Below are 23690 nucleotides of genomic sequence, written 5' to 3'. Positions count from 1 at the left end.
GTTACCGGGGAGCGTCAGCCAGTTTGAGCGGAATGTCGGTGTTCTCGTCCGTGTAGTAGCTTGCGCACACCCGGTGGTAGCCATCGGCCACCTGCGCGGGAATGCCCCGGGCCAGGTCGCCCCTGACCATGAGGATAGGCGAGAGCTTCTTGCCCTCCTTGATCTTCTTCAGGTCGGAGGCCACGTGGGCGTTGTCTTCGGGCAGCAGCACCAGCCGGGCGGCCCGGAGAATGTCTTTGGCCTTACGGTGCTTGATGGGCGCCTCTCTAAGGGCGGCGACCACCGAGGCCACCACGTCGTCGGATTCAAGCAGGGATAGATAGTTCGCCGCGCCTGGATAATCTTGGTCCTCGGGCTCCAACAACCAGCGGACTTCGCTTTTGTTATCGTCAGGCATGGGTTGTACTCCTTGGCCAGCGGTATTTGTTTGCAAACGTGGGCGGCGCCGGACGCGGGACCTTGGAGAGGTCCGTGCCGGGACGCCGTCGTCGTAATTCCAGGGCGAGGCTTTCTTGGCCGCGCGCCATAGCCCAACGGTGGTTCGCGGCAAAGGCGGGCTTGAGCAGCCAGCTTAGCCGCCGGAGCAGCGGTTTTGATGTGCTGACTCGCCAGTCATACGTGACCACCGTTTCTGGCCCATCTTGTTCGAAAGTCCAGCGCCCGGTACCGTTCAAGTCGCCGCTCGCTGAGATCGCGAAACCTTTCTCCGTGATGGGTTCGGTGACCTTGAACCTCCAGCGCAGGGTGTACGGCAGCCAACCCTTCGTGTGTAGGGTGAAGGCTTTTCCCGTGCCGTCCGCATTTCCTGGATCGAGCGGGACAACATTCAAGTACACCGATGGCCACCAGCGGGGCAGCGTTCCGGCGTCGCCCAAAATATCCATGACCTCATGGGGGGTCCCCGCGACGCGCCAGACGGTGAGGAACTCGTAGTCAGCGTTGCTCTTGGAAGTGCCGCCCATTGGTGCCTCCACGGCGCGGATGGATAGTGGACTCACAGTACTCACGCCGTTGCACGCGGTCAACGGCCCAGCCCGGGCTTGCTCGGGGACCCTTACTCCCTGACAGTCACGGTCAGCAGCTGGACGTCGTTGTTTCCCATGCCTTGATAGTTCCACTCCGGCGTCTCGGGCTGAGTCTGTCCGGTGGAGTCGGTTGCGCGGCATGCCAGTTGGTGGGAACCGGCTGTTGCGATCCACGTGAACGTCCATCCTCGCCACGCATACCGGCCGGCAGGCGCCTCGAGTTGAGCCTTCTCCCATACGCCGTCCACGCAGACTTCCACGCTGTCCACGGTTCCGTTGCCGGACCAAGCCCGGCCGCTGAGCTGGACCGGCCCCGCGTCGACGGTGCGTTGCCGCGTGAAGAAATCGGGAACGCCCGGGGGAACCATGAGGGAGCGGACTCTGATCCGCTGGACGGGTTCGCCGGGATCGTCCGCGTTCTGGGTGTAGCGGTAGGAGCCGAGTTGTTGGTAACCGTCGAAGCTGTGGTCAATTGCCTCGATGGATTGCAGCCATTTGACGCTCGTCATCCCGTACCAGCCTGGGACGAGCAACCGGACAGGGTAGCCATGCTGCGGTGGCAGGGCTTGGCCGTTGACCTCATAGGCGAGCAGGACGTCGTCGGACATTGCCTCCGCAAGCGTCAGGCTGCGCGCGTACTGATGCTCCACGCCGCCCTGGATCCCGCGGTCCGCGCCCGTGAAAACGAGCTCGACGGCGTCGGACGAGACGCCGGCGTCGAGCAGCAACGGGGCGAGCGGGGTGCCGGTCCACTCCGCTGTCCCTATTCCGCCCTGGTCCCAAGGCTGGCTCACAGGCCGCGGTTCCAGCCGCGAGCGGCCGTTGCCGGCGCACTCCATTGTGACTGCCTGGGTGCGGCGCTCGCGGTGCTGGAGGTCAGGCAGGGTGTACTCGTGCGGGTGGTCCACGAGTCCGCTGATGTTCAACCGCCAGGAGACGGGGTCTATCCGGGGGATGTCGAAATGGACCAGGAGATAGTGCATGCCCAACGGTGTGATGGGCCATCGGAGCATCTCCAAGGGCATGGCGTGGTTGCGCGAAGCGAGTTGCAGTTCTTCGCGGGTGATGGGACCGGTGGTAGGAGCAACCGGTGCGGCTGGCTCTGTCGGAGCAGGTGGGGCGGTGGTGGCCGAGGTGGCAACAGCGGCCCCCTCCGCTGTGCGGCGGGTCTTGACGCTCATGCTCCCAGTATGGGCGTCGGCCGCCGGGGTGTCATTACTCGAGTTGCCCCAGGGCAACGAGGGAGGGGCTACAGGACGCCGTCGAACGCGATGGTGGGCAGGTCGACGACGTGGGCTCCGCCGTCGGCGACAATGGTGGCACCCGTGATGTAGGACGAGTCCGGCGACACCAGAAAGTTCACCACACCGGCCATTTCGGCAGGATCCGCGGCCCGTCGCAACGGAACATTAGCCGTGACGGTACTGTAGCCTTCGTCCCTCCCTGCCAGGCCGGCCGCTTTGGCAAACTGGTCCATTTCGGCGTCGGCCATGGGAGTCCGAACCCACCCGGGACACAGCGCGTTCACTCGGATTCCATATGCTCCATAGTCCCTGGCCAAGGACTTGGTCAGGCCGATGAGAGCATGCTTTCCCACCGTGTAACCCGCCACATTGGGCCCAGCGAAAAGCCCCGCAAGCGAAGAAACGATCACCACCCGGCCGGCAGAGGCTCGAAGATGCGGCATCGCTTCCCGGACGGTCGTGAAGGCTGTTGTCAGGTTGGCGTTGAGGCTTGCCTGCCATGCGCCGTCGTTGGTATCGGTGACAGAGGCAAAGCCGTGCCCGCCAGCGTTGGCGATCACCATGTCCAGCCGGCCAAATTCGGTGACGACGGCGTCGACGGCGGCCCGGGCTTGGGCGGAATCGCTCATGTCCGCGATGACGGGCAACGCGCCGTGCTTCTCCGCGACGGCGTCAAGCGGCTCCCGCCGCCTTCCAACGACGGCGACCCGCGCGCCTTCCCGGATGAGCCGGGCAGCTATTGCTTCGCCGATTCCCGTGCCGCCACCGGTCACGAGTGCCGACTGGCCCGCGAGGGTGTTGTTGTACATGGTCACGCTGGTCCTTTCATAAGGGACGGTTCCGGCTGCAAGGGGATCTTCATGCCGGAAATGACGACCGCGCCAGGTAGCCGTAGTCGGAAACGAGGCTTGTCCCGTTCATTGGCGCGGAGACCGGGGATGCCAAGTACAGCACGTGATTGGCCACCTGTGTCGCGGTTTGGACGGGGTACTCCTGGGCCGCGAAAGTCTCCGAAGTCTGCGCCAGGTCGGCACGTGCCATAGGCGTGTCCACCACTGACGGGCACACACAATTCACGCGGATCCCGTCCGGCGCCAATTCAACGGACAGCGCCCTCGTGAGTTGCAGGACGGCGCCCTTGGATGCGTTGTAGGGAACCATCCCCGGGGCTGCGACAAAGCTGGAATCAGAGGCCAAGAGAACCATGGCACCGACGTCGGACAGCTTTAGGAATGGCGAGCATTGCTGGGCGAGCAAGAACTGCCCGGTCACGTTGACGCTCATGACACGTTCGAAGTCGGACACACTCACTTGATGCAGCGGCACGCCGACCGGTCCCGAAACACCAGCGCATCCGACGGCAATATCGATCCCGCCAAACGCTTGGGCAACGGACTGCACGGCGGCTTCCAATTGGCTCGCGTCGGTGATATCTGCGATCACAAACCTACATGGCACTGCGGCCGACCGTTCGCCCCCCGCCAGTTCGCGCTGTAGGGAACTGCCGGCATCGTGGTCAACATCAATTATGGCGACACTGGCACCTTCCGCGGCAAACGCCCGGGCGCATGCCCGTCCGATGCCGGATGCCGCGCCTGTGATGATCACCGTCCTGCCCTCAAGTCCCAGCTCCACTATTTCCTCCTGTCTGTGGGATCAGGCACGCTGGAAGACTTGCTTGCCAGCGAACCAGGTTTGGATGGTCTGGGTCTTGCCGAGCGCGTAAGGGTCCACCTCGAAGGGATTCTGGTCGAGCAGGATGAAGTCTGCGGCTTTGCCCGGTTCCAAGGAGCCAAGCTGATCCGACAGTCCGAGCATTTGCGCGGGCGCGGTCGTGTAGCAGGCCAGCGCTTCTTCGAGAGTGATGCCTTGTTCGGGCCAGAGGGTTCCGGGGAATTGTCCCGTGGGGTCGGCGCGGGTGATGAGCCCTTGGATGGCCTCCCAGGCGTTGGGGGAGACGCTGACCGGCCAGTCCGAGCCGCCGCCGATGGTCGCGCCACTGTCCAGGAGGTCCCGGTTGGGCTGCATCTTCGTGGCGCGTTCCAGCGGGAGGACCGTTTTGATGGCTTCGTAAATGACGCCAGGGAACCAGAGCGACGGCGAAATGTCCGCGCTGACGTTCAGTGCTGCGAATCGGGGGAGATCGTCTTCGTGGATGAATTGGCCGTGGGCAATCTGGTATTTCGCCTCATGGAAGCCTTCGTCCCGGATGGTTTGGACGGCGTCGAGCACCATGCGGACCGAAGCGTCGCCGGTGCAGTGGATCTTGGCCGAGATGCCGGATTTTGCGGTCCGCCGGAGCCATCCCAGCAGATCTTCGGTAGGCATGGTGGTGTGGCCGGCGAAGTCCTGCGCGTGGTGCTCGTCCGGCAGATAGGGCTCCAGGAAAGCTGCCGTGCGGGACGGCGGCACGCCGTCGAGGAAGATCTTGATGAAGTCGGGACGGTGGTGGGTGGTTCGGAATTCCTCACCCCTGGAGATCAGTTCCTCGCCCAACGGGGTTGTACCGAAGATGAAGTCGTTGACCTGCATGGAACTGACCACCCAGGCCTCCAAAGCGTCGGACTGGTCCAGATGCCGCAGCGCTTCCATGATTTGCAGCGAGGTTGCTGCGTCTTGGAAGCCTGTGACGCCGTAGGAGTGGAGAATCTCGATGCCCCGGGCGCACGCGCGGGCCATCTGTTCCAGGCTATAGCCCTGCGATGCTGCTATGACCCGCTCAACTAACACGCCGCCTGCCTCGATCAGGACGCCCGTGGGGAGCCCGGTGATGGGGTCGCGGAGGATCTCGCCGCCTTCAGGGTCGCTAGTGGTTTCGTCGATCCCGGCCAATGCCATGGCGGCGGAATTGACCCAGCGGTTGTGTTTGCTGTCGTCCTTGAGGAGGACCGGCCGTCCTCCGCTGGCTTCGTCGAGCCGTGCGAGCGTGTCCAAGCGGGAAAGTTGTTCGAACAGCCCGCTGCCCCAGCTGCCTCCGATGACCCAGGCTCCGGGCTCGAGGGTCGCGCTCCAGCGGGCAACCGTCTCCAGAATGGTGTCCACACCGTCGGTGGGAAGGAAATTGCATTCGAAAAGATCGGCGGCCCCTGCAAGGGAATGGTGGTTGTGGACGTCGATCAGGCCGGGCATGAGGAAGGCGCCATCCAGGTCCACAGCTTCCGTGTCGGCACCAATAAGTGCCTCGGCGTCAGCATCGAATGCCACAACCCGACCATCCGAAACAGCCATGGAGTGGGCCCACGGACGCTTCGGGTCCTGGGTCCGGATGACCGCGTTGACAAAGATCTGCAGTGTCATGTGTGTCCTTTCTTGGAGCGCGCCCGCCTGCAGGCGCTCGCTGAGGTGAGGGCCCGACGTCGGGCCTCGGCAGGGTGCGAAACTAGACTTCCGCCATTCCGAGGTAAGCGCGGTGCAGCAACGCGGGGTCGTTCATCAACGGTTCGGCCGGGCCCCCATAGGTCACCCGTCCGCCTGTCACCACGATGGCTTCGTCCGCAATCTTCAGCGCCAGTTGCGCGAATTGTTCCACCATCAGGATGCCGACGCCCGAATCCGCGATGTGCCGGATGATAGGCAAGAGCCGCAGGAAAACCACGGGAGCCAGCCCGAGGGACATTTCGTCGATCAGAAGGTACTTGGGCCGGGCAGCGAAGGCCCGGGCAAGGACAACCATTTGCTGCTCGCCGCCAGAGAGCAAGCCGCTCGCCGAACTGCGTCGTTTTTGCAGCTCAGGGAAGAGCTCAAGGGCTTCATCAACCCCGGCAGGAGACTTGGCCGTCAGTTCCAGGTTCTCTTGGACGGTCAAGGAGGGGAAGACGGTGCGGCCTTGCTCCACATGGACAAGCCCCAACCGCGAACGCTTGATCCTGGACAATTTGCCCAAGGGGACACCATCAAGGGACATGTTCCCCTTGCTGGTGGAAATGATGCCCGAAATCGACTCCAGCAGACTGGTCTTCCCTGCACCGTTCGGGCCGACCAAGGTCAACAAGGACCCCGGTTTCACCACCAACGAGACGCCGGACACCACGGGACCGGAGCCCCTGCTGACGCTCACGCCGTCGAGGTTCAACTCGCTCATGAGACCTCCAATTCGCCCAAGTAGGCAGTCATGACCTGCGGATTTGCGAGCACGTCGTCGCGGTGACCGGATGCGATGACCTCGCCGAAATTCAAGACCACCAAGTCGTTGCACACCGAGCGGACCATGTCCAGATCGTGTTCGATCAGCAACAGCGTGGTTCCAAAGCGATGGGGCAACTGGACCAACTGCTCGGCGAAGGAAACGTGTTCCTCGTGGGACAACCCTGCGGCTGGCTCGTCGAGCAGCAGGAGGCGCGGCGACGCCGCCATGTTGGCTGCGACCTCGATCAGCCTGCGGGTCCCGACGTCGACCCTCGCTAATTGCGTCGACGCCGGCGGGCAGTTGAAGAACCTCAAGAGTTCCTCGACGCGCTCTTCCGATGCCTGTCCGCGTGCGATGAAGCGGACATAGGCGCCGACGCTGAGGGTGGGCGGTACCCGGTCCTGTTGGAAGGTCCTTCGGATTCCCAACCTGGCGCGCTCCATAGGCGAGAGCCCGTTAAGGGACTGGCCGGCCAACTGAATGGTTCCCTGGTGTTGCGGCAGGAACCCGGCGAGGGCGTCCACCATGGTCGACTTTCCCGCGCCATTGGGACCCATCAACCCAGTGACGGAGCCCTCGGTGAGGTCCAGATCCACCTCGCTGAGCGCCGTCACGTAGCCGAACGTCACGGACAGCCCCCGCACCGATAGCAGTGGGCTAGCCTCCGACACAGCCGACGACGTCGGGCGCCTCGCCGCCGTCGGGACCGCCGCCGTCGGGCCTTTGGTTCCGGCGTTAGGCACCGCCGGTGCCGGAGGAGCGTCAGCGGGTGCCGGTGCCTCCGCGGACTTGCGGCGCCTCTGGGTCCTGCGCCACCACATGGCGCGAAGATCGGCGCCGAGGTTGGAACCGGTTGTCAGGGACTGGATACCCAGGGCGCCGAAGATGACAAATCCCCAGTCCTGCGAGATTCCGAGGCGCTTGAGCAATTCCGGGACCAACACCCAGAGGATCCCGCCGAGCACTGCCATATCGATCAAGTAGGAACCGGAGACGATAGCCAGGACGTAGAGGGCCAGTGACTGGATGGTGGTGAAACTGCTGGGGTAAACGAGCCCCACTTGGCCCGAGAGCAGGCCGCCGCCGATTCCTGCCAGGAACGCACCCGCCCCGAACGCGGTCAGTTTAGTCACGGTCACGCTCGTCCCGGCCGAAGCAGTTCCGCGCTCCGAGAAGGCGACGAATTTCCAACCGCTTCCCCAGCGGCTCGCCTGGAGATAGTGGACCAGGAGGCTGCACAACGCCAGGACAATCACGGCGAAGAGGAAGTAGCGGCGGTCGCCGGGAAAGAGATCTGGACGAGCCACTTGGATCCCCGTCTGGGTTCCGGGGAATTGGATCTTGCCCAGGGTCAGGTCTGCGGCAGCCGCAAAGCCGAGGGTGACTACCGCCAGGTTCACGCCCCGGAGGCGGAGTGCTGGAAGGCCGACGACGACGCCCGCGGCCGCCGCGGCCAGCCCGCCTAGCGGGAGCCACACAATCAGGCCGCCCGGGGCATCCACGGAGTTAAGCCAGGACACAACCCAGGCTCCCACTGCGGCAAAGCTGAGCTGGCACAGGGCCATCATTCCGGCACTCCCCGTCACAATGCCGAGGCCCAGCAGGGAGATCATGGCGACGATCGCGGTGGTGCCGAGGAAGACGAAGTAGGCGGGCAGGACCGCGCTGAGGAGCCAGCCGACCAGGACACAGGCAACGCCGATCGCAAGGGGTTTCATGCGCCCGCGGGCCAGAAAGGAGTTAGCGCGCAACATCCCAGACTTCCTTTCTCTCTGCCCACAGGAGGAAAACGACAATGATCAGGAACGGGACCCAGTAGCGGAGGACGGACATTTGCTCGAACTGGGCCAAGGCACCTTGCAACATGCCCAGGGCCAATCCGCCGACGACGGCCAGGTCAAGCCTGCGGAAACCGCCGAGCAATGCCGCGGCCGAGGCCGGAACAATGATGAAGGAAAGGGAAATGGGGTCATTGGTCTGGGTCGGCGCAACGATGGACACCGCGGCGGCGCTGATGAGGCCGGTGCCTACCCATACGGCGATACTCAGGCCTTTGGCAGGCACTCCCAGAAGTTCCGCCGTCGTCGGGCGTTCTGACAAGGCGCGCAGTTTGGTGCCGATCTTGCTCTTGGTGAGCAGCACATGGCATCCGACCGCGACTGCCAAGGCCAACGCCACCATGACCACCGTCACCTGGGTCACCACAACGTTGCCCATGCTGAAGGCCGGCCCCGGGAGCAGGGATTTGAAAGTCTTGGGCTTGCTGCCGAAGAGAATAAAGGACAAGGAGACCAGAAGCAGCAGGGAGGCGACTGAGACTGCCGAGCGGGTTCCGATCCCGGCTTCGGGAAGCCACTGCGCAATGATCCAGCCGACCAGGCCGGAGACCACCGCGCCGACGCAGACGCCGGCCGCCGTTGCCGCCCACTGGGGGAGGTGTTGCTCGGCGAAGATCACCGCCAAGTAGGCGGCGAACATGCCGATGGCCACTTGGGAAAAGTTGACGACCCGCACAAGTCTCGCCATGAGGGTCAAACACACGGCGATTACCGCGTAGAGTCCTCCGGCAGCCAGGCCGGCCAATGCGCCTTGGAGCATGGTGTCCTTTCTTTCTCAAACATTTGGCAGGGTGCTGGTTCCGGCCTTGGCGGACCGATCACCGGCACCCTGCCAGAGACCACTAGTTCTGGCGCATCCAGGTACCGGAGGCCTTGACCCACGTCCCGTCCTTGAGCTGGACAGGCCATGCGGCCGTGTTGGCGCCGTGCTTGTCCCCGGGACCGAAGACATACGGCGTGCCGACCATGGGGTTTTCGATCGGTTTCATCGCGAGTAGGGCATCCGTAACGGACTGGCGTGTGATGTCACCTTTGATGCCCTTGAGGACCTCGATGAAGTAAGTTGCGGCCAGGTATCCACCTTGGGCGAAGGAGGTCAGAGGAATGTTGTTCTTTTCCATCAGGGCCCGCCAGTCCTTGTTGGCAGCTTCGTTCGGGTCGGTGAACGGCGCGAACTCCGCCGGAACGTAGACGCCCTTGCCTGCGCTGCCCGCGGCCTTGGCGAATTCACTGGTGTAAGTGGACGTCAGGAACAGCCACGTCACATCTGTAAGGCCCTGGGCTTCGGCGGCTTTGAGCAGGCCAATGGCGTCCGGCTCAATGGCATTGATGAAGACAGCTTTGCAGCCCGAGTTCTTTGCCTTGATCACCTGGGGCGTGAAATCGGGGCTGCCCAAGGGAACGCTGTCGTCCAGGAATTTCAGGCTCTTGCCGGTCTTCTTGGACCAATTATCGATGGCCGCCTTGTAGGCGGGGCCCGTGCTGCCCGCAATTTCCAGGAACCCGCAGATGTCCGTGAGGCCCAGCTTCTCAGAGCCGTACGTCAAGGTCATTTCGGTATCGAGGAACGGGCCAACGTTGACAGGCGAGACCGCCGGGCTGGAGAAGCATGCGGGGTCCACGCCGGTTCCCTGCAGGGAGAGGATCTTGTTCTGCTGGTAGTACTTGGCGTTGACATCGCAATCCAGCAGGCTGGCCGAACCCACCATGGCCACGGCCTTCTTGGACTCAACCACGTCCCGGGCAGATTGCGATGCGGTGGAAGGATCTCCCTTGTCGTCCGTGATGACGTAGTTGATCTTTTTGCCATTGATTCCGCCGGAAGCGTTGAAGGCATCGAAAACGGCTTTGGATGCCGCCGAGGCTTCGGGGAAAGTGGCTCCGCCGCTCAGAGCGTTGACAGAGCCAACGACGATATCGTCCGCGCCCGCTCCGGCCGGGGCTGCCTTGGTGCTGTTGGTGTCTTCGCCGCACGCGGTCATCAGCAGGGCGCTGGCCACGGCGATTGCACCGATTTTCGTCAGCTTGGAAATCATGAAAGCTCTCAATTCTCTCGGAGCGGCAATTCAGGTGAACATCGGCACTGTGGGATGGATCACTTCGGCTCGACGGTATGGTCCAGCGTAAATTGGCCCCGCGCCGCGGACTTGTCTGTGAGTGAACTTCACTTGTCCAAATCGGCACAGCTGAGGTGCGAAATTGATGCTGCCGCCGCTGCGCAATCCGTTCCGCTGAGGTCAAGTGTCCTTCCCTTGTAGACAAGACTTTGCGATTCCATCCGCCCAATACTCAAAGCAGTGCCGGCGCCCGCCGGCTGAGAACTGGAAGGAACCACATGAGCGTGAATCTTCTCGACACCGCCAATTGGCTGCCCTTGGACGGCTTGGCCCCTGGCTTCGACGCCAACAGGGCCCCCCACTCACCGGACTTGGGCGGGCGGACCATCACCATCAACGCCTCCAACGGATCCGTGATCACGCACACCTTCACCGAAGACCGCGTGATCTGGGCTTACGATGCCGCCGACGGCGATCCGCACGGCGACGAGCGTGGGGACGATTCCTACGAGGCCTTCCTGGTTGACGAAGACCTCTACTTCGTCCAGTTCCACACCCAGGTGCGTCCGCTCGACGCCGTCAGCCTGGTGCTGGACCTGAAGTCCGGCCGGTCACTGACGGTTGTCACGATCATTGACGACGAGGACTCGCAGGGCACCCGCGTAAAACAGCTGTTCGACGCCGGCACGATCGTCGAGGTTCCGACGAATGGCGCAGCACCTGCCCCGAGCCGTGCCCTGATTGGCCGCCGTGTCCTGTGGGTCTATAGCCCCGAGCACGCCTACGAACACATCTACTTGAGCCCCGAATGGTACACCTGGCAGTGCCTCGCAGGCCCGGAGAAGGGCCTCGCCGACACCGACGAGAACACGGTCTATGAGATCCGTCCGGGCATTTTTGTGTTTGCTTGGCGCGAGAAAGTCATCCCCTGTGCTTCGGTAACCATTGCGGACCACCGCAACGTCCGGAGCATCCGGTCCCACGGCGCATTGTTCGGACTCGACGAGTCGGGCGAGGTGCCAACGCACTTCACATTTGGTGCGTTCGGCCGCTTGATTTCGACCACAGTGCACCCTGAGGAGTTCGACCCGGCCCGCTGATTGGCACGCCGCCGGCGCGGCCCCTCAAGAAGGAGACCGCGCCGGAAGTCGCGTGCAGTTCAGGCCGCTGGTGTGTTCTCAGCCCTCCAGAATGTACTTCGCGGCCTTTTCCCCGATCATGATTGACGGCGCGTTCGTGTTGCCGGTGGTGATGCGTGGCATGATCGAGGCGTCCGCTACATACAAGCCCGCCAGTCCGTGCACGCGAAGGCGTGGGTCCACCACGGCGAGGGCGTCGACTCCCATTTTGCAGCTGCCCACCTGGTGGTGGTAGGTCACGGCACGGCGGCGCACATAGTCGCGCAATCCTTCTTCGTCGACGACGGCGGGACCTGGGTACAGTTCCTGAGCGCCCCAGGCCCCGGCGAGGGCAGGGGCAGCGCCGATTGCGCGGCACTGGCGGAGGGAGGCGACGAGCGAACGCACGTCTTCCTCCTCGTTCAGGGCCGCAAGGTCGATCAACAATGGATCGTGTGGATCGCTCCCCGACAGCCGGATGCTTCCGCGGCTCAACGGGCTGACGATCCCGGCCATGAGGGTGAACGCGTTGCCGTCCGGCCCCGTCATGTCGTCCTGGTACATCGGAATGCTGAAATGGATAGGTTGCGTGTCCGGCACGTCAAGGTCCGGATGGCTCTTCCAGAACAGGTGGCTTTGGGTGATCGAAACGCCCGGACGCGGCGCGTCAATATCCCGCGTTGTGGTGAAAATGACCGGGGCGAGCAAGTGATCGTGCAAGTTCTTTCCGACGCCGGGGAGATCGTGAACGGGGGCGATGCCAAGATCCGCGAGCTCTTCGGCCGGCCCGATCCCACTCCGCAGTAGGATTCTGGGCGAGTCGATCGCCCCGGCGCACAGGATGACTTCATCGGCGTAGGCACTCAGCACCTCCCCGTCGCGCTCGTATTCGACCCCGCTCACGCGTCCGTTCTCGAGCAGGAGTCGGTGTACATGGCAGCCGGTTTCAAGTTCCACGTTGGGTGCACCTAGCACGGGCTTGAGATACGCGATGTAAGTATTCAATCTCTTGCCATCGCGGACGGTGAGCTGTTGCTGCGACACACCATCAAGCCGGCCGCTGTTGTAGTTCGGGTTGCGCTCAAGGCCGATCTCGACGGCGGCATCGACCACGGCGCCCTGGATGGGATCCAGCGGATAGTCGTCGCTCACGTCGAGCATGCCGTCGTCGCCGGGACGTGCCTCGATCTGCTGGTAGATAGGCAGTACATCCGCCCAGGACCAGCCGTCGTTGCCTTCGGCTGCCCAATGGTCGAAGTCGGCCGGGGCGCAACGGACCCAGATCATTGCGTTCAGTGAGTGGGATCCGCCCAGCACCTTGCCTCGCGGCAAATGGAGACGCCTGCTGGATGCATGCTCCTGCGGAACCGTGTAGTAGTCCCAGTCGTCGGCGCTGTGCCATAGCTCACCCATCCGGCTGGGATCGTGGATTGCCGGATTGCTGTCCTCGCTTCCGGCTTCGAGCACGCGAACGTGCACTCCCGCATCGGCGAGCCGGCGGGCTACGACGCATCCAGCAGATCCCGCTCCGACGACAATGGCGGATGCCCGGCCTTTTATGAGGGCTTCAACGCTCATCCTGAACTCCTGTCTTCAGCTGCCATGGCCAACTGGCCGCTGGCCATCATGAGCAATCCTGCACCGGGACCGCCGCACGTGACTTGTCTCACAAAGCAAGGCCGTTGTCGAACCATGCACGCGCCATGCTTCGAATCACATGAGTGTAGAATTGCGGCCAAGCTCACACCCGGCAGGCCCAGGGCCTGCGGGGCGAGGGGCACCTAAGAAGGAGTTTGATGATCGCCGTGGCCGATGCCGGTTCTGCCACCGTTCAGACAATGGTGGCCGACAGTTTCCAGGACTGGAGCCGCGCCATCTCGGAATCGTTCGTGCCGCTGATGGTCCGTTCGAACGATGCTGCCACTTTCCACGGGACCATGCGCTCCCGGGTACTCGGTGATATCTCCGTTATTGAGGTCAGGGCCGGCCGGCACACTGTGGTCAGGACTCCTGCCCTCATTGCAAAGTCCACGGAACGCTATTTCAAACTGAGCATCCAGCTATCGGGCACCGGCCGCCTCGTGCAGGATGATCGCGAAGCCGTGCTAAGCCCCGGCGACCTCGCTATCTATGACACCTCCAGGCCGTACGAACTTTCCTTTGACAGCGAATTCCGGACCCTCGTGCTCATGTTTCCCTACGGGCTATTGGATCTCCCGGTTGAAGCGATGGTGCAAGTCACCGCGATGCGCATCCCCGGCGACCAGGGCTTGGGTGAGCTCATCAGCCCCTTCCTGGTGCGTCTGGCAGACAATCTGGAAGCGTTGTCCGGCGCCAACGGCCTTCGCCTGGCCCACAACGCCCTGGACCTGGTGACTACCTTGTTCAACGGGGAGCTCGACCAACTGGTCGAGGCCGGTCGCGACCCTCACTTGTTGTTGCTGAGCAGGATCCATGACTACATCGAAAGCAATCTCGGCGATCCGGAGTTGGGCCCGGGTTTGATCGCGGCGGCGCACTACATCTCGACCCGACATTTGCACGACCTCTTCCAGGAGATTGACACCACCGTGGCTGCTTCCATCCGGCAACGCAGGCTTGAACGCTGCCGGCGCGACCTGCGGGACCCCGTACTGGCAGGCCGTCCCGTGTCGGCCGTCGCGGCCCGCTGGGGTTTTACGGATGCCGCGCACTTCAGCCGCATCTTCCGGGCGGCCTTCGGCAATTCGCCCACGGGCTACCGCAACGAGCCCTGAACCAAGATCCACGCCCCAAAGCTCCCCAGCCTTCGTCCATGATCAAGTGGCATGCCGCCACAGACAAGACCTGCCCCTGTGCCCTGCGTCATAGTCAAAGCAAGGGCGCAGGCAATGAACGCCCGCAAACGTCGCACTTGAAGAGGGAGTTCCGGCATGGCAACGAAGCTGTTCATCGATGGCGAATGGGTCGCAGCAAATGGCGGTTCGATCGCGACGATCAACCCAGCCACCGAAGAGGTGCTGGAGGAGGTCGCATTCGCCAGTAGCAGCGATGTGGACAACGCCGTCAATGCGGCACGCGCGGCCTTCAACAACCCCGGCTGGCGGGATCTCCTTCCGGTCCAACGCGCAGCATTGCTATTCCGCCTTGCGGACCTGATCAGCCAGCACGCAGAGGAACTTGCCGAGTTGGAGACGAGGGACCAGGGACAGCCGATCGGTGTCTCCAGGGCTGTATCGGTCAACGGCGCGGCGGAGCACTTCCGCTATTACGCCGGCTGGGTCACCAAAATCGAGGGGACCACCTCGCCTATCTCCTTCCCGGACACCCTGCACTACACCAGGCGCGAACCCATCGGTGTTTGTGCGTTGATCACGCCTTGGAACTTCCCTCTCATGATCCTCGCCTGGAAACTGGCTCCGGCGCTTGCCACCGGTAACACTGTTGTCATCAAGCCAGCCGAGCAGACCCCGCTGACCGCTATCCGGCTGGTGGAACTGGCTGCCAAGGCCGGATTCCCGTCAGGAGTTATCAACTTGACCACCGGCGACGGTTCTACTGGTGCCGCCCTCGTGGACCACCCGGGAGTCGACAAGGTCTCTTTCACCGGCTCCACCGCCGTCGGCAAGTCCATCGTCCGGGGCTCCGCCAACAACCTCAAGCGCGTCACCCTCGAACTCGGCGGGAAGAACCCCTCCATCATCGCCGCCGACGCCAACATCGATGCTGCCGTGGCAGGTAACATCGCTGGCGGAACACTCAACACGGGGCAGGTCTGCGCCGCCTACAGCCGCTTCTACGTCAATAAAACGCGCGAAGCCGAGTTTGTTGAAAAGATCGCTGCAGGAATGGACGGGCTGACTCTGGGCTCGGGCCTCGACGCCAGCACCCAGCTCGGACCGCTGGTCTCCGCCGAACACCTGGCACACGTGGAACGGCTCGTGGCCACAGGCGTTCCGCAAGGTGCCGAACTCATCACGGGCGGCAGGAGGGCCGCGGAAACCGGTTACTTCTTCCAGCCCACGGTCTTCGCCGGCGTCAAGGACACTATGACCATCGCCACGGATGAGATTTTCGGACCGGTCCTGTCCATCATGGCCTACGATGACGACGACGAGCTGCAGGAACTCATCAATCGCGCGAACGACACCGACTATGGTCTTGCCGCCACGGTTTGGACGAAGGACCTCGGCGCCGCCCATCGACTCGCCAGTGGTATCCGGGCCGGAGCCATCTTTGTCAACATGCCTCCCATCCCGGACATGGCAGCACCCTGGGGTGGCTTCAAGTCGAGTGGATGGGGCCGTGAAATGGGTCCATACTCGATCGACGCCTACACCGAAGTCAAAGGCGTCTGGATGCACTACGGAGCCTGAGGGCAATGACAATCCAAGGCGCCCGCCTCCCTGACGTTATTCTTGGGGTTTCGCTCCGGTTGATGAAAGAAGGAGAGCGTCCATGAAGATCCGGGCCCCACGACTGGATGTGAGTGGCGTTGTCCTTGTCTGGGCCCTGATATTCGGGCTTTGGCAACCTTTTGTATGGTGGCGGGGGATTTTCGCTGCCGTATGTTTGATCGTTGCTCTATGGGGCATTGTTGGTTGGTACCGGCGTCGTTCTGCGCGGGGGCGGAAGTAATCCGGCAACTCAGTCCCGCGCGTTGTCTTCATTCGATGGCGTGAATGTCCTTGACCGTTGAGAGGAACACCAGCCTGAGGCGGCTATCGCCTGGCTTGTAGAAGAGTGCTTCTTGTCTTCCGTTGGTCTTTAGGCAGAAGGTGACCTTGTCCCGAGCTCCGGGAGTGTTGGGCCAAGGGGCGAGGTCGAGTCCCGGCGTGAGGCAAAAGTTCCGCGGCTGTCCGGCTACGTCTGTGGCCTCGAGCCTCAGCCGGGATCCGTATCGAGTCGTTTCGCGCTTCCTGACGATGGCTGTCACTTGCTGCCACGGGACGTCTCCGACGGCTAGTGAGCGAACCCGGCGGTAGGTTACAACAGACCAGCGCAAGTAGAGGCCGGCCGCGATAATTCCCAAGGCCGCCGCCACGGACATTGGCCATGGCTGGCTCCAGCTGCCGGCGTCGTGTCCGACGATCGTGAGGAAATCATTCGGGCTGTCGGGATAGACGTTCAGGGTCACGGACGACCCCGGGCCGGGAATGCCCACACACTTCGTGTTTGTATCGACCGTGCCGTGCTGTCCCTGACCGTTCAGTGCGAAATCAACGTCCACAACACAATGGTCGGACCTGTTGCGGAACTCATTCTGGGCTGCGACGACCCCGGGCACGTGGACGCTCGTGTAGGAGACCCTGATCAAGGTTCCGACGCCGTAGACAGAACCCATCACCATCGCGGCGAAAATAAGCAGCGCCGCCGTCCTCCACAGCAGAAGCCTGGAGCGAGGCCAGCTGCGTTGCCAACCCGGGAACACGATGTCCGGTGAAACGTTTGTCGAGCGCAGTCGTAAACCTTCCGGCAGGCTGACGGAATGGGAAGGCATCTGTGATGACCCTGCTGACACGTACTCTCCCCAAAAAGCTGATCTGATCGGTCTGTACAACGTACCGCGATACCGGACGGGCGGTGCGCCGCGGGCTCCTGAAGTCGAGGCCACGACGCAACTGTCAAAGCACATCAGTACGGATGTCTGAGCTTCAGCTACGGCGTTGTTGAGCTGTCGTCCCGAGATCTAGCCCCACTCCAGTAGATCCGTGGGTATCTCCGTCTTGGCCGCCGGCCTTGTCGGCGCGATCCATTCGCCCGGGTAATTCCCTGCCGGCTCTGGCGGCGCATGGCTGCCGACTGTGCAGCTCATGATCTCGACCCACTTGCGGTGAGGGATCCAGCAGCGCACCGTGTCGCGGTATTGCTGGAATTCTTCGCCGAACCGTTCCTCGAGGTCTGATTCCTCGAGCGGCCTGATGGCGTAGTTCCACAGCAACGAGCCAATGACGGCGTAGGCGACCACGAGCCATGACTGCAGGATGACACCGATTGCGGCGCCCTGAAGTATGCCCGCGGCCGCCATTGGATTACGAATCCAGCGATACGGGCCTGCGATGACCAGACGGTTGGGCATCGCCGATGGCAGCGGCGTGCCATCTCCCAGCGTCGACATCACTACTGCCGACGAGATGCCAAGGGCGCTGGCCAGTACGAGAACCGCGACGCCGACAGGACCTGCAAACGATGGAAACGGGAGCGCCACTGCCCAGCGCTGTTCGAGAATCGTTATGGCAAACGGAATCACCGCCAGGAAGAAACCCCAGAAGAGGACGATTTGCCCGAAGGTTGAAGCCACGTGGGCTGCAGTGGTCGGCCGGACGACGGCGGGACGGAATGCGAACGGACCGCGGAGGATCCACATAGTCGGTACGCGCCCCAGCAAGACGAGACAGAGCGCGATCAGTGAACCCGCGGTGGCAGCACCCATGCTTAGCACGCCCCAGCCCGCTTCGGTTGTGATTGTGGCGTATGCCGTCAGCGCGACGGCGACGACGCCCGTCCAGCCAGTAGTCACTGCCGCGGCGGCCTTAACGCCAAATGCCGCCACGACCGAGGCCGCGACGAACAACGGAATGTCAAAGACAGCGACCGCGACCGGGTCGAGGTTACCGAGGGTCGCCTCCCGCACCACGGGCGACACGAAAACCGCGGCCCACCAGGAGAAACCGGCAGCCGCCTGCATGGCGAAATAAGCCCGACCCCACCGAACCAAGCGCGTCACTGACCCACCCTAAACATTAGTAGTCCCTGTCGAAGTCAATTTTGGCCTCAGCCTACCGAATTCGACCGCGACGTCTGTCAACGAGCGGAATGCCACGCACCGCCCCCACCCCAAAAAATCCCCGGACCTACAATGGAGACATGCCGGACATTGAGCGGTGGCCCACCGGGCGCCTGTTGTCTACTGCGGCCCGGCTGGTGGAGCACGCCTGGGATGAAAACCTCAGGTCGATCGGCCTTACCCATGCTGGCGTCATAGCGATGGAAGTCCTTGCAGCCACAGGTCCCATCACCCAGACCAGGCTGGCTCAGATTGTGCGGGTGCAGGCCCAGACCATGGGCCAGACCCTCAATAGACTCGAAGCCCACGGCTACATCACGCGCCAACGCAGTTCCGAGGACCGAAGGATGCACGTCGTGTCACTGACCGACACCGGCATGGATGCGCTGGAGCGGGCTGCCGAATCGGAGCAGCAAGTCCTCGCCCAAGTGTCCATCGATACCTCGATGTTCAGGCAAGAGTTGAAAGTACTCGTGCGCGAGCTGGCAGTCCGCCAAGCACCCGCGGGCGTCACTGCCGGCGTCCCCTACGCCCCCGCGCGGGGCGAAGACTAATCGCGCAGTGAATGGGAAACGTCGACGGCGGCCCGCCCACCGCGCGCTGTCCCCTCACCGCGAGCGGCCAATTCGTCCAAGACCGCGTCGTACCAGGACTTGACTCTTGACAACCTTCTCAAGGACCGCGTAGCTTGAATCGTATCAATGAAACGATTCAAACAATCAAAAATACATTGATCTGAGGCCCGAGACTCCCGGGCTTCACGCTGGACAACACGGAATGCGAGAACCAACCATCATGAAAGACGTAGCAACGGCGCTGGGCCGGTTGGAAGAGCTGGCCATCGAAGTTCCCTCGTGGGCCTACGGCAACTCCGGCACACGCTTCAAGGTGTTCGGCACGCCCGGCACGCCGCGGACCATCCAGGAGAAGCTCGCGGACGCCGCGAAGGTCCACGAACTGACGGGCCTCTCACCGACGGTGGCCCTGCACATCCCTTGGGACAAAGTGGATGACTACGCTGCCCTCCGTGATTACGCTGCCAGCCTCGGCGTCGGACTGGGGACCATCAACTCCAATACGTTCCAGGACGACGAATACAAGTACGGCTCCCTGACGTCCTCGGACGCATCGGTGCGCCGCCGGGCGATCGACCACCACCTGGAATGCATCGACATCATGCACGCCACGGGCTCCCGGGACCTGAAGATCTGGCTGGCAGACGGCACCAACTATCCGGGCCAGGATGACATGCGCGGCCGCCAGGACCGCCTGGCCGAATCCCTGCAGGAGATCTACGCGGGACTTGGCGAGAACCAGCGTCTGGTGCTGGAGTACAAGTTCTTCGAGCCGGCTTTCTACCACACCGACGTTCCGGACTGGGGTACCTCTTACGCGCAGACCCTTGCCCTGGGGGAGAAGGCCTTTGTCTGCCTGGACACCGGCCACCATGCCCCGGGCACCAACATCGAGTTCATCGTCATGCAGTTGTTGCGCCTGGGCAAGCTGGGCTCCTTCGACTTCAATTCGCGTTTCTATGCCGACGACGACCTGATCGTCGGTGCCGCGGATCCGTTCCAGTTGTTCCGCATCATGCACGAGGTCATCCGCGGCGGCGGCTTCGGTAAAGAGTCCGGCGTCGCCCTGATGCTGGACCAGTGCCACAACATGGAGGAGAAGATCCCGGGCCAGATCCGCTCCGTGCTCAACGTCCAGGAAATGACAGCCCGCGCACTGCTCATCGACGGCGCTGCGCTCACCGAAGCGCAGCGCGAGGGTGATGTCCTGGCCGCCAACGGCATCTTCAACGATGCCTTCTATACCGATGTCCGGCCTGTCCTGGCGGAGTGGCGTGAATCCCGCGGCCTGCCCGCGGACCCGCTGACCGCGTTCAAGGCCAGTGGCTACCAGAAGAAGATCAACGAGGACCGCGTGGGCGGCCAGCAAGCCGGATGGGGCGCTTAGCATGAACATGCAGAACACAGACAACAAGACTGTTGAAGAACTGATCACCCGCTCCAACCGCCTGGGCGCGGACAAGCGGAACACCAACTTCGCCGGAGGGAACACCTCCGCGAAGGGCACGGAAAAGGACCCGGTCACCGGCGAGGACGTCGAGCTCCTGTGGGTCAAAGGCTCAGGCGGCGACCTGGGAACCCTGAAGGCCGAAAACCTGGCTGTTTTGCGCCTGGACCGGCTGCAGGCACTCAAGGCTGTTTACCCCGGCGTCGAGCGTGAAGACGAAATGGTGGCCGCGTTCGATTACTGCCTGTTCGGCAAGGGCGGCGCCGCGCCGTCAATCGACACCGCGATGCACGGACTCGTCAACGCCGCGCACGTGGACCACCTGCACCCGGACTCGGGCATCGCGATTGCGACGGCGGTAGACGGGGAAGCGCTGACCTCCAAGATCTTCGGCGAGAAGGTCGTGTGGGTTCCCTGGCGCCGCCCCGGCTTCCAGCTGGGACTGGACATTGCAGCGATCAAGGAAGCCAACCCGCAGGCCATCGGCACCATCCTGGGCGGCCACGGCATCACCGCCTGGGGAGCCACGAGCGAGGAAGCCGAAGCCAACTCCCTGTGGATAATCGAGCAGGCCGAACACTACATCGCCCAGAACGGCAAGGCCGAACCCTTCGGCGCCAAACTCCCCGGTTACGCCGCACTTTCGGAAGCCGAGCGCCGCGCGAAGGCAGCCGCCTTGGCTCCCGCCATCCGTGGCATCGCTTCGGCCGACAAGCCGCAGGTGGGCCACTTCAGCGACGATCCGCGTGTCCTGGAGTTCCTCAAAGGCGCCGAGCACCCGCGCCTTGGAGCGCTGGGCACCTCCTGCCCGGACCACTTCCTGCGCACCAAGGTCAAGCCGCTCGTCCTGGACCTGCCCGCCGACGCCGGCATTGAGGAGAGTATCGATCGCCTCAAGGAACTCCACGCCGCATACCGCGAGGATTACCAGGCCTACTACGATCGCCACGCCGACGCCGATTCCCCGGCCCTGCGCGGCGCGGACCCGGCCATCGTACTGGTCCCCGGCGTCGGAATGTTCTCCTACGGCAAGGACAAGCAGACCGCACGGGTCGCGGGGGAGTTCTACCTCAACGCGATCAACGTGATGCGCGGTGCCGAAGCCATCTCCTCCTACGCCCCGATCGAGGAATCCGAGAAATTCCGGATCGAATACTGGGCCCTCGAGGAAGCCAAGCTCGCCCGGATGCCAAAGCCGAAGTCCCATGCCACGCGCATCGCGCTGGTGACCGGAGCGGCGTCGGGCATCGGGAAGGCGATCGCCACCCGCCTCGCCGCGGAAGGCGCCTGCGTGGTCATCGCGGACCTCAACCTGGACAACGCGCAGGCCGTCGCGGCCGAACTCGGCGGCGCGGACGTCGCCGTCGGGATCCAGGCTGACGTCACCGACGAAGCCCAGGTGGCCGCGGCGGTCCAGGAAGCGGTCCTGGCTTTCGGCGGATTGGACCTGATCGTGAACAACGCGGGCCTGTCCATCTCCAAGCCGCTGCTGGAAACCACGGAGAAGGACTGGGACCTGCAGCATAACGTCATGGCCAAGGGCTCGTTCCTGGTCTCCAAGGCCGCGGCGAAGGTCATGATCGACCAAGGCATGGGAGGAGACATCGTCTACATCTCCTCCAAGAACTCGGTGTTCGCCGGCCCGAACAACATCGCCTACTCGGCCACCAAAGCTGACCAGGCCCACCAGGTGCGTCTGTTGGCCGCGGAGCTGGGCGAGTACGGCATCCGCGTCAACGGCATCAACCCCGACGGCGTGGTCCGCGGTTCCGGCATCTTCGCCGGCGGTTGGGGCGCCAAGCGCGCCGCCGTCTACGGTGTCGACGAGCAGGAACTGGGCAAGTACTACGCCCAGCGCACCCTGCTCAAGCGCGAAGTCCTGCCCGAGCACGTCGCGAACGCGGCCGCCGTCCTGACCAGCAACGAACTCTCGCACACCACCGGCCTGCACATCCCGGTGGACGCGGGCGTCGCCGCGGCCTTCCTGCGATGAACGCCCGGTTGTTCGCCGCCGTCGACATCGGAGCGTCGTCCGGCCGCGTCATGCTCGGCCGCGTGGGCGAGGGTAGCGTCTCGCTGGAAACGGTGCACCGCTTCCCAAACGGCGTCGTAGAGCTCGACGGCGGACTCCGCTGGGACTTCGACGCTCTGTTCGAGGAGGTGCTCAAGGGACTTGCGGCGGCCGCCGAAACGGCCGCCGCGAGCGGTGAGCGGATCGTCAGCATCGGCATCGACACGTGGGCAGTCGACTACGGGCTGGTGGATGCCTCCGGCGAACTCCTCGCGCAGCCGTTCAGCTACCGCGACGAGCGGGGCCGCACCGCCGTCGCGAACGTCCACAAGGTGCTGGACCCGGCACGGCTCTACGCCACCACCGGGCTCCAATTCCTGCAGTTCAACACGATCTACCAGCTCGCCACCGAGCGGGAACTGCGCGGCGTTCAGGCGTTGCTGATCCCGGACCTGATCGCGTTCAAACTCACGGGGCGGCGCCGGACAGAGGCCACCAATGCGTCCACCACCGGGCTCTTCGACGCCGTCGCAGGGGAGTGGGCCACCGAACTGTTCAAGCCGCTCGGCCTGCCCAAAAACGTGTTCCCCGCCATCATTCAGCCCGGCGAAACCGTGGGCACGCTGCTGCCGGACATCACGGCCCGGACAGGGCTGCCAGCGGAGACCGCGGTGGTTGCCGTCGGATCGCACGACACCGCCTCGGCCGTAGCCGCGGTGCCGGCGTCGCGCGACGATTTCGCCTACATTTCCTCCGGAACATGGTCCTTGGTGGGCGTGGAATTGGACAGCCCGGTCCTTGGCGAAGCAAGCCGGCTGGCCAACTTCACCAACGAGCGCGGGGTAGACGGCACCATCAGGTACCTGCGGAACGTGGGCGGGCTATGGCTGCTCAGTGAATGCCTGCGCACCTGGGCTACCGAAGGGCACGCGCCGTCGCTGGCCAGCCTCCTCGAATCCGCGGACGCACTGCGCGCCGGAGGCCCGCAAATCAACGCCGACGATCCCGCGTTCATCGCGCCGGACAACATGCCCGAGCGGATCCGATCCGCCGTGCGCGCCACCGGCGCCGTCCTCCCAGACCGTCCGGCCGCCGTCGTGCGTTGCATTCTGGACAGCCTGGCCGCCGGCTACGCCAGGACCCTGGCACGCGCCGAGGAGCTGTCCGGCAAGCAGACGTCCGTTGTCCACATCGTTGGCGGCGGGTCGCAAAACCGGCTGCTGTGCCAGCTCACCGCGGATGCCACCGGCAAAACGGTCGTCGCTGGTCCCGTGGAAGCCACCGCACTCGGGAACGTCCTGGTACAGGCACGCGCGGCCACCCAGGAGCACCGCAGTCTTGGGGAATTGCGCCGGCTAGTAGCCTCCAGCTCAGCGCTGCAACGTTACGAGCCCGCACGCACGGGGACGGCGGCACTCCAGGAATTGAGTCAGTGAGTAGTATTGGATCACTTATTGATTCGATTCATATAGCGGGAGGTCGA

General features: G+C 63.6%; 20 protein-coding genes. 7 read left to right on the top strand and 13 right to left on the bottom strand.

Annotation, left to right across the window (positions count from 1 at the left end; translation table 11 throughout):
* Position 1: 1 nt before the first annotated feature.
* The 10 genes from AC3ANQ_RS20205 to AC3ANQ_RS20160 form a co-directional block, all read right to left on the bottom strand.
* Complete coding sequence (locus AC3ANQ_RS20205; protein WP_488302679.1) at positions 2–397, bottom strand: hypothetical protein; 396 nt, start codon at positions 395–397, stop codon at positions 2–4.
* Positions 390–962, bottom strand: coding sequence for an SRPBCC family protein (locus tag AC3ANQ_RS20200; RefSeq protein ID WP_488302678.1), 573 nt, complete (start codon positions 960–962; stop codon positions 390–392). Before AC3ANQ_RS20200 ends, AC3ANQ_RS20205 begins: the two co-directional genes overlap by 8 nt.
* A gap of 92 nt (positions 963–1054) precedes the next feature.
* Entirely contained in the window at positions 1055–2206 is a 1152-nt protein-coding gene (locus AC3ANQ_RS20195) for a sulfite oxidase (RefSeq protein ID WP_488302677.1), read from the bottom strand.
* Positions 2207–2274: 68 nt separating this feature from the next.
* A complete protein-coding gene (locus AC3ANQ_RS20190; protein ID WP_488305382.1) occupies positions 2275–3078 on the bottom strand; it encodes an SDR family NAD(P)-dependent oxidoreductase in 804 nt (267 codons plus the stop codon).
* Between the two features lie 49 nt (positions 3079–3127).
* Positions 3128–3904 carry an SDR family NAD(P)-dependent oxidoreductase gene (locus AC3ANQ_RS20185; RefSeq protein ID WP_488302676.1) on the bottom strand — a complete coding sequence of 259 codons (777 nt, stop codon included), beginning with the start codon at positions 3902–3904 and terminating at the stop codon, positions 3128–3130.
* A 21-nt stretch (positions 3905–3925) separates the two neighbouring features.
* Positions 3926–5566 carry an amidohydrolase gene (locus AC3ANQ_RS20180; protein ID WP_488302675.1) on the bottom strand — a complete coding sequence of 547 codons (1641 nt, stop codon included), beginning with the start codon at positions 5564–5566 and terminating at the stop codon, positions 3926–3928.
* An 82-nt stretch (positions 5567–5648) separates the two neighbouring features.
* Complete coding sequence (locus AC3ANQ_RS20175; protein ID WP_488302674.1) at positions 5649–6350, bottom strand: ABC transporter ATP-binding protein; 702 nt, start codon at positions 6348–6350, stop codon at positions 5649–5651.
* Positions 6347–8149 (bottom strand): branched-chain amino acid ABC transporter ATP-binding protein/permease, encoded by a 1803-nt coding sequence (locus AC3ANQ_RS20170; RefSeq protein WP_488302673.1) that lies wholly within the window; start codon positions 8147–8149, stop codon positions 6347–6349. Before AC3ANQ_RS20170 ends, AC3ANQ_RS20175 begins: the two co-directional genes overlap by 4 nt.
* The gene (locus tag AC3ANQ_RS20165; protein WP_488302672.1) at positions 8136–8993 is read right to left on the bottom strand and encodes a branched-chain amino acid ABC transporter permease; all 858 of its coding nucleotides are present in this window, start codon (positions 8991–8993) and stop codon (positions 8136–8138) included. Before AC3ANQ_RS20165 ends, AC3ANQ_RS20170 begins: the two co-directional genes overlap by 14 nt.
* A gap of 82 nt (positions 8994–9075) precedes the next feature.
* The gene (locus AC3ANQ_RS20160; RefSeq protein WP_488302671.1) at positions 9076–10269 is read right to left on the bottom strand and encodes an ABC transporter substrate-binding protein; all 1194 of its coding nucleotides are present in this window, start codon (positions 10267–10269) and stop codon (positions 9076–9078) included.
* Positions 10270–10568: 299 nt separating this feature from the next.
* Between AC3ANQ_RS20160 and AC3ANQ_RS20155 the strand changes: the two genes are divergently transcribed.
* Positions 10569–11390 carry a molybdenum cofactor biosynthesis F family protein gene (locus tag AC3ANQ_RS20155; protein WP_488302670.1) on the top strand — a complete coding sequence of 274 codons (822 nt, stop codon included), beginning with the start codon at positions 10569–10571 and terminating at the stop codon, positions 11388–11390.
* A 78-nt stretch (positions 11391–11468) separates the two neighbouring features.
* On the opposite strand, the gene AC3ANQ_RS20150 is transcribed toward AC3ANQ_RS20155, so the two are convergent.
* The gene (locus tag AC3ANQ_RS20150; RefSeq protein ID WP_488302669.1) at positions 11469–12986 is read right to left on the bottom strand and encodes a GMC family oxidoreductase; all 1518 of its coding nucleotides are present in this window, start codon (positions 12984–12986) and stop codon (positions 11469–11471) included.
* 218 nt (positions 12987–13204) lie between these two features.
* Here AC3ANQ_RS20150 and AC3ANQ_RS20145 point away from each other — a divergent pair, with 218 nt between their 5' ends.
* Both AC3ANQ_RS20145 and AC3ANQ_RS20140 read left to right on the top strand, forming a co-directional pair.
* Entirely contained in the window at positions 13205–14164 is a 960-nt protein-coding gene (locus AC3ANQ_RS20145) for an AraC-like ligand-binding domain-containing protein (protein WP_488302668.1), read from the top strand.
* A gap of 156 nt (positions 14165–14320) precedes the next feature.
* Positions 14321–15763 (top strand): aldehyde dehydrogenase family protein, encoded by a 1443-nt coding sequence (locus tag AC3ANQ_RS20140; RefSeq protein ID WP_488302667.1) that lies wholly within the window; start codon positions 14321–14323, stop codon positions 15761–15763.
* Between the two features lie 290 nt (positions 15764–16053).
* Here AC3ANQ_RS20140 and AC3ANQ_RS20135 read toward each other — a convergent pair whose 3' ends face one another.
* Together AC3ANQ_RS20135 and AC3ANQ_RS20130 are read right to left on the bottom strand one after the other, a co-directional pair.
* The gene (locus tag AC3ANQ_RS20135; protein WP_488302666.1) at positions 16054–16887 is read right to left on the bottom strand and encodes a hypothetical protein; all 834 of its coding nucleotides are present in this window, start codon (positions 16885–16887) and stop codon (positions 16054–16056) included.
* Positions 16888–17076: 189 nt separating this feature from the next.
* On the bottom strand, positions 17077–18075 hold the full coding sequence (locus AC3ANQ_RS20130; RefSeq protein WP_488305381.1) for a methyltransferase: 999 nt from the start codon (positions 18073–18075) through the stop codon (positions 17077–17079).
* A 179-nt stretch (positions 18076–18254) separates the two neighbouring features.
* Between AC3ANQ_RS20130 and AC3ANQ_RS20125 the strand changes: the two genes are divergently transcribed.
* The 4 genes from AC3ANQ_RS20125 to AC3ANQ_RS20110 all read left to right on the top strand — a co-directional run bounded on the left by AC3ANQ_RS20125 (position 18255) and on the right by AC3ANQ_RS20110 (position 23643).
* Positions 18255–18728, top strand: coding sequence for a MarR family winged helix-turn-helix transcriptional regulator (locus AC3ANQ_RS20125; protein ID WP_488302665.1), 474 nt, complete (start codon positions 18255–18257; stop codon positions 18726–18728).
* A gap of 241 nt (positions 18729–18969) precedes the next feature.
* A complete protein-coding gene (gene rhaI, locus AC3ANQ_RS20120) occupies positions 18970–20136 on the top strand; it encodes an L-rhamnose isomerase (protein WP_488302664.1) in 1167 nt (388 codons plus the stop codon).
* 1 nt (position 20137) lies between these two features.
* On the top strand, positions 20138–22189 hold the full coding sequence (locus AC3ANQ_RS20115; RefSeq protein ID WP_488302663.1) for a bifunctional aldolase/short-chain dehydrogenase: 2052 nt from the start codon (positions 20138–20140) through the stop codon (positions 22187–22189).
* A complete protein-coding gene (locus AC3ANQ_RS20110) occupies positions 22186–23643 on the top strand; it encodes a rhamnulokinase (protein ID WP_488302662.1) in 1458 nt (485 codons plus the stop codon). The genes AC3ANQ_RS20115 and AC3ANQ_RS20110 overlap by 4 nt, the downstream gene beginning before the upstream one ends.
* The last annotated feature ends 47 nt before the right edge of the window (positions 23644–23690 follow it).

Source organism: Arthrobacter sp. DMZ02-1R (assembly GCF_057747935.1).
Note: the sequence above shows the minus strand (reverse complement) of the source record. Positions and strands in the feature narration are given on the sequence as shown.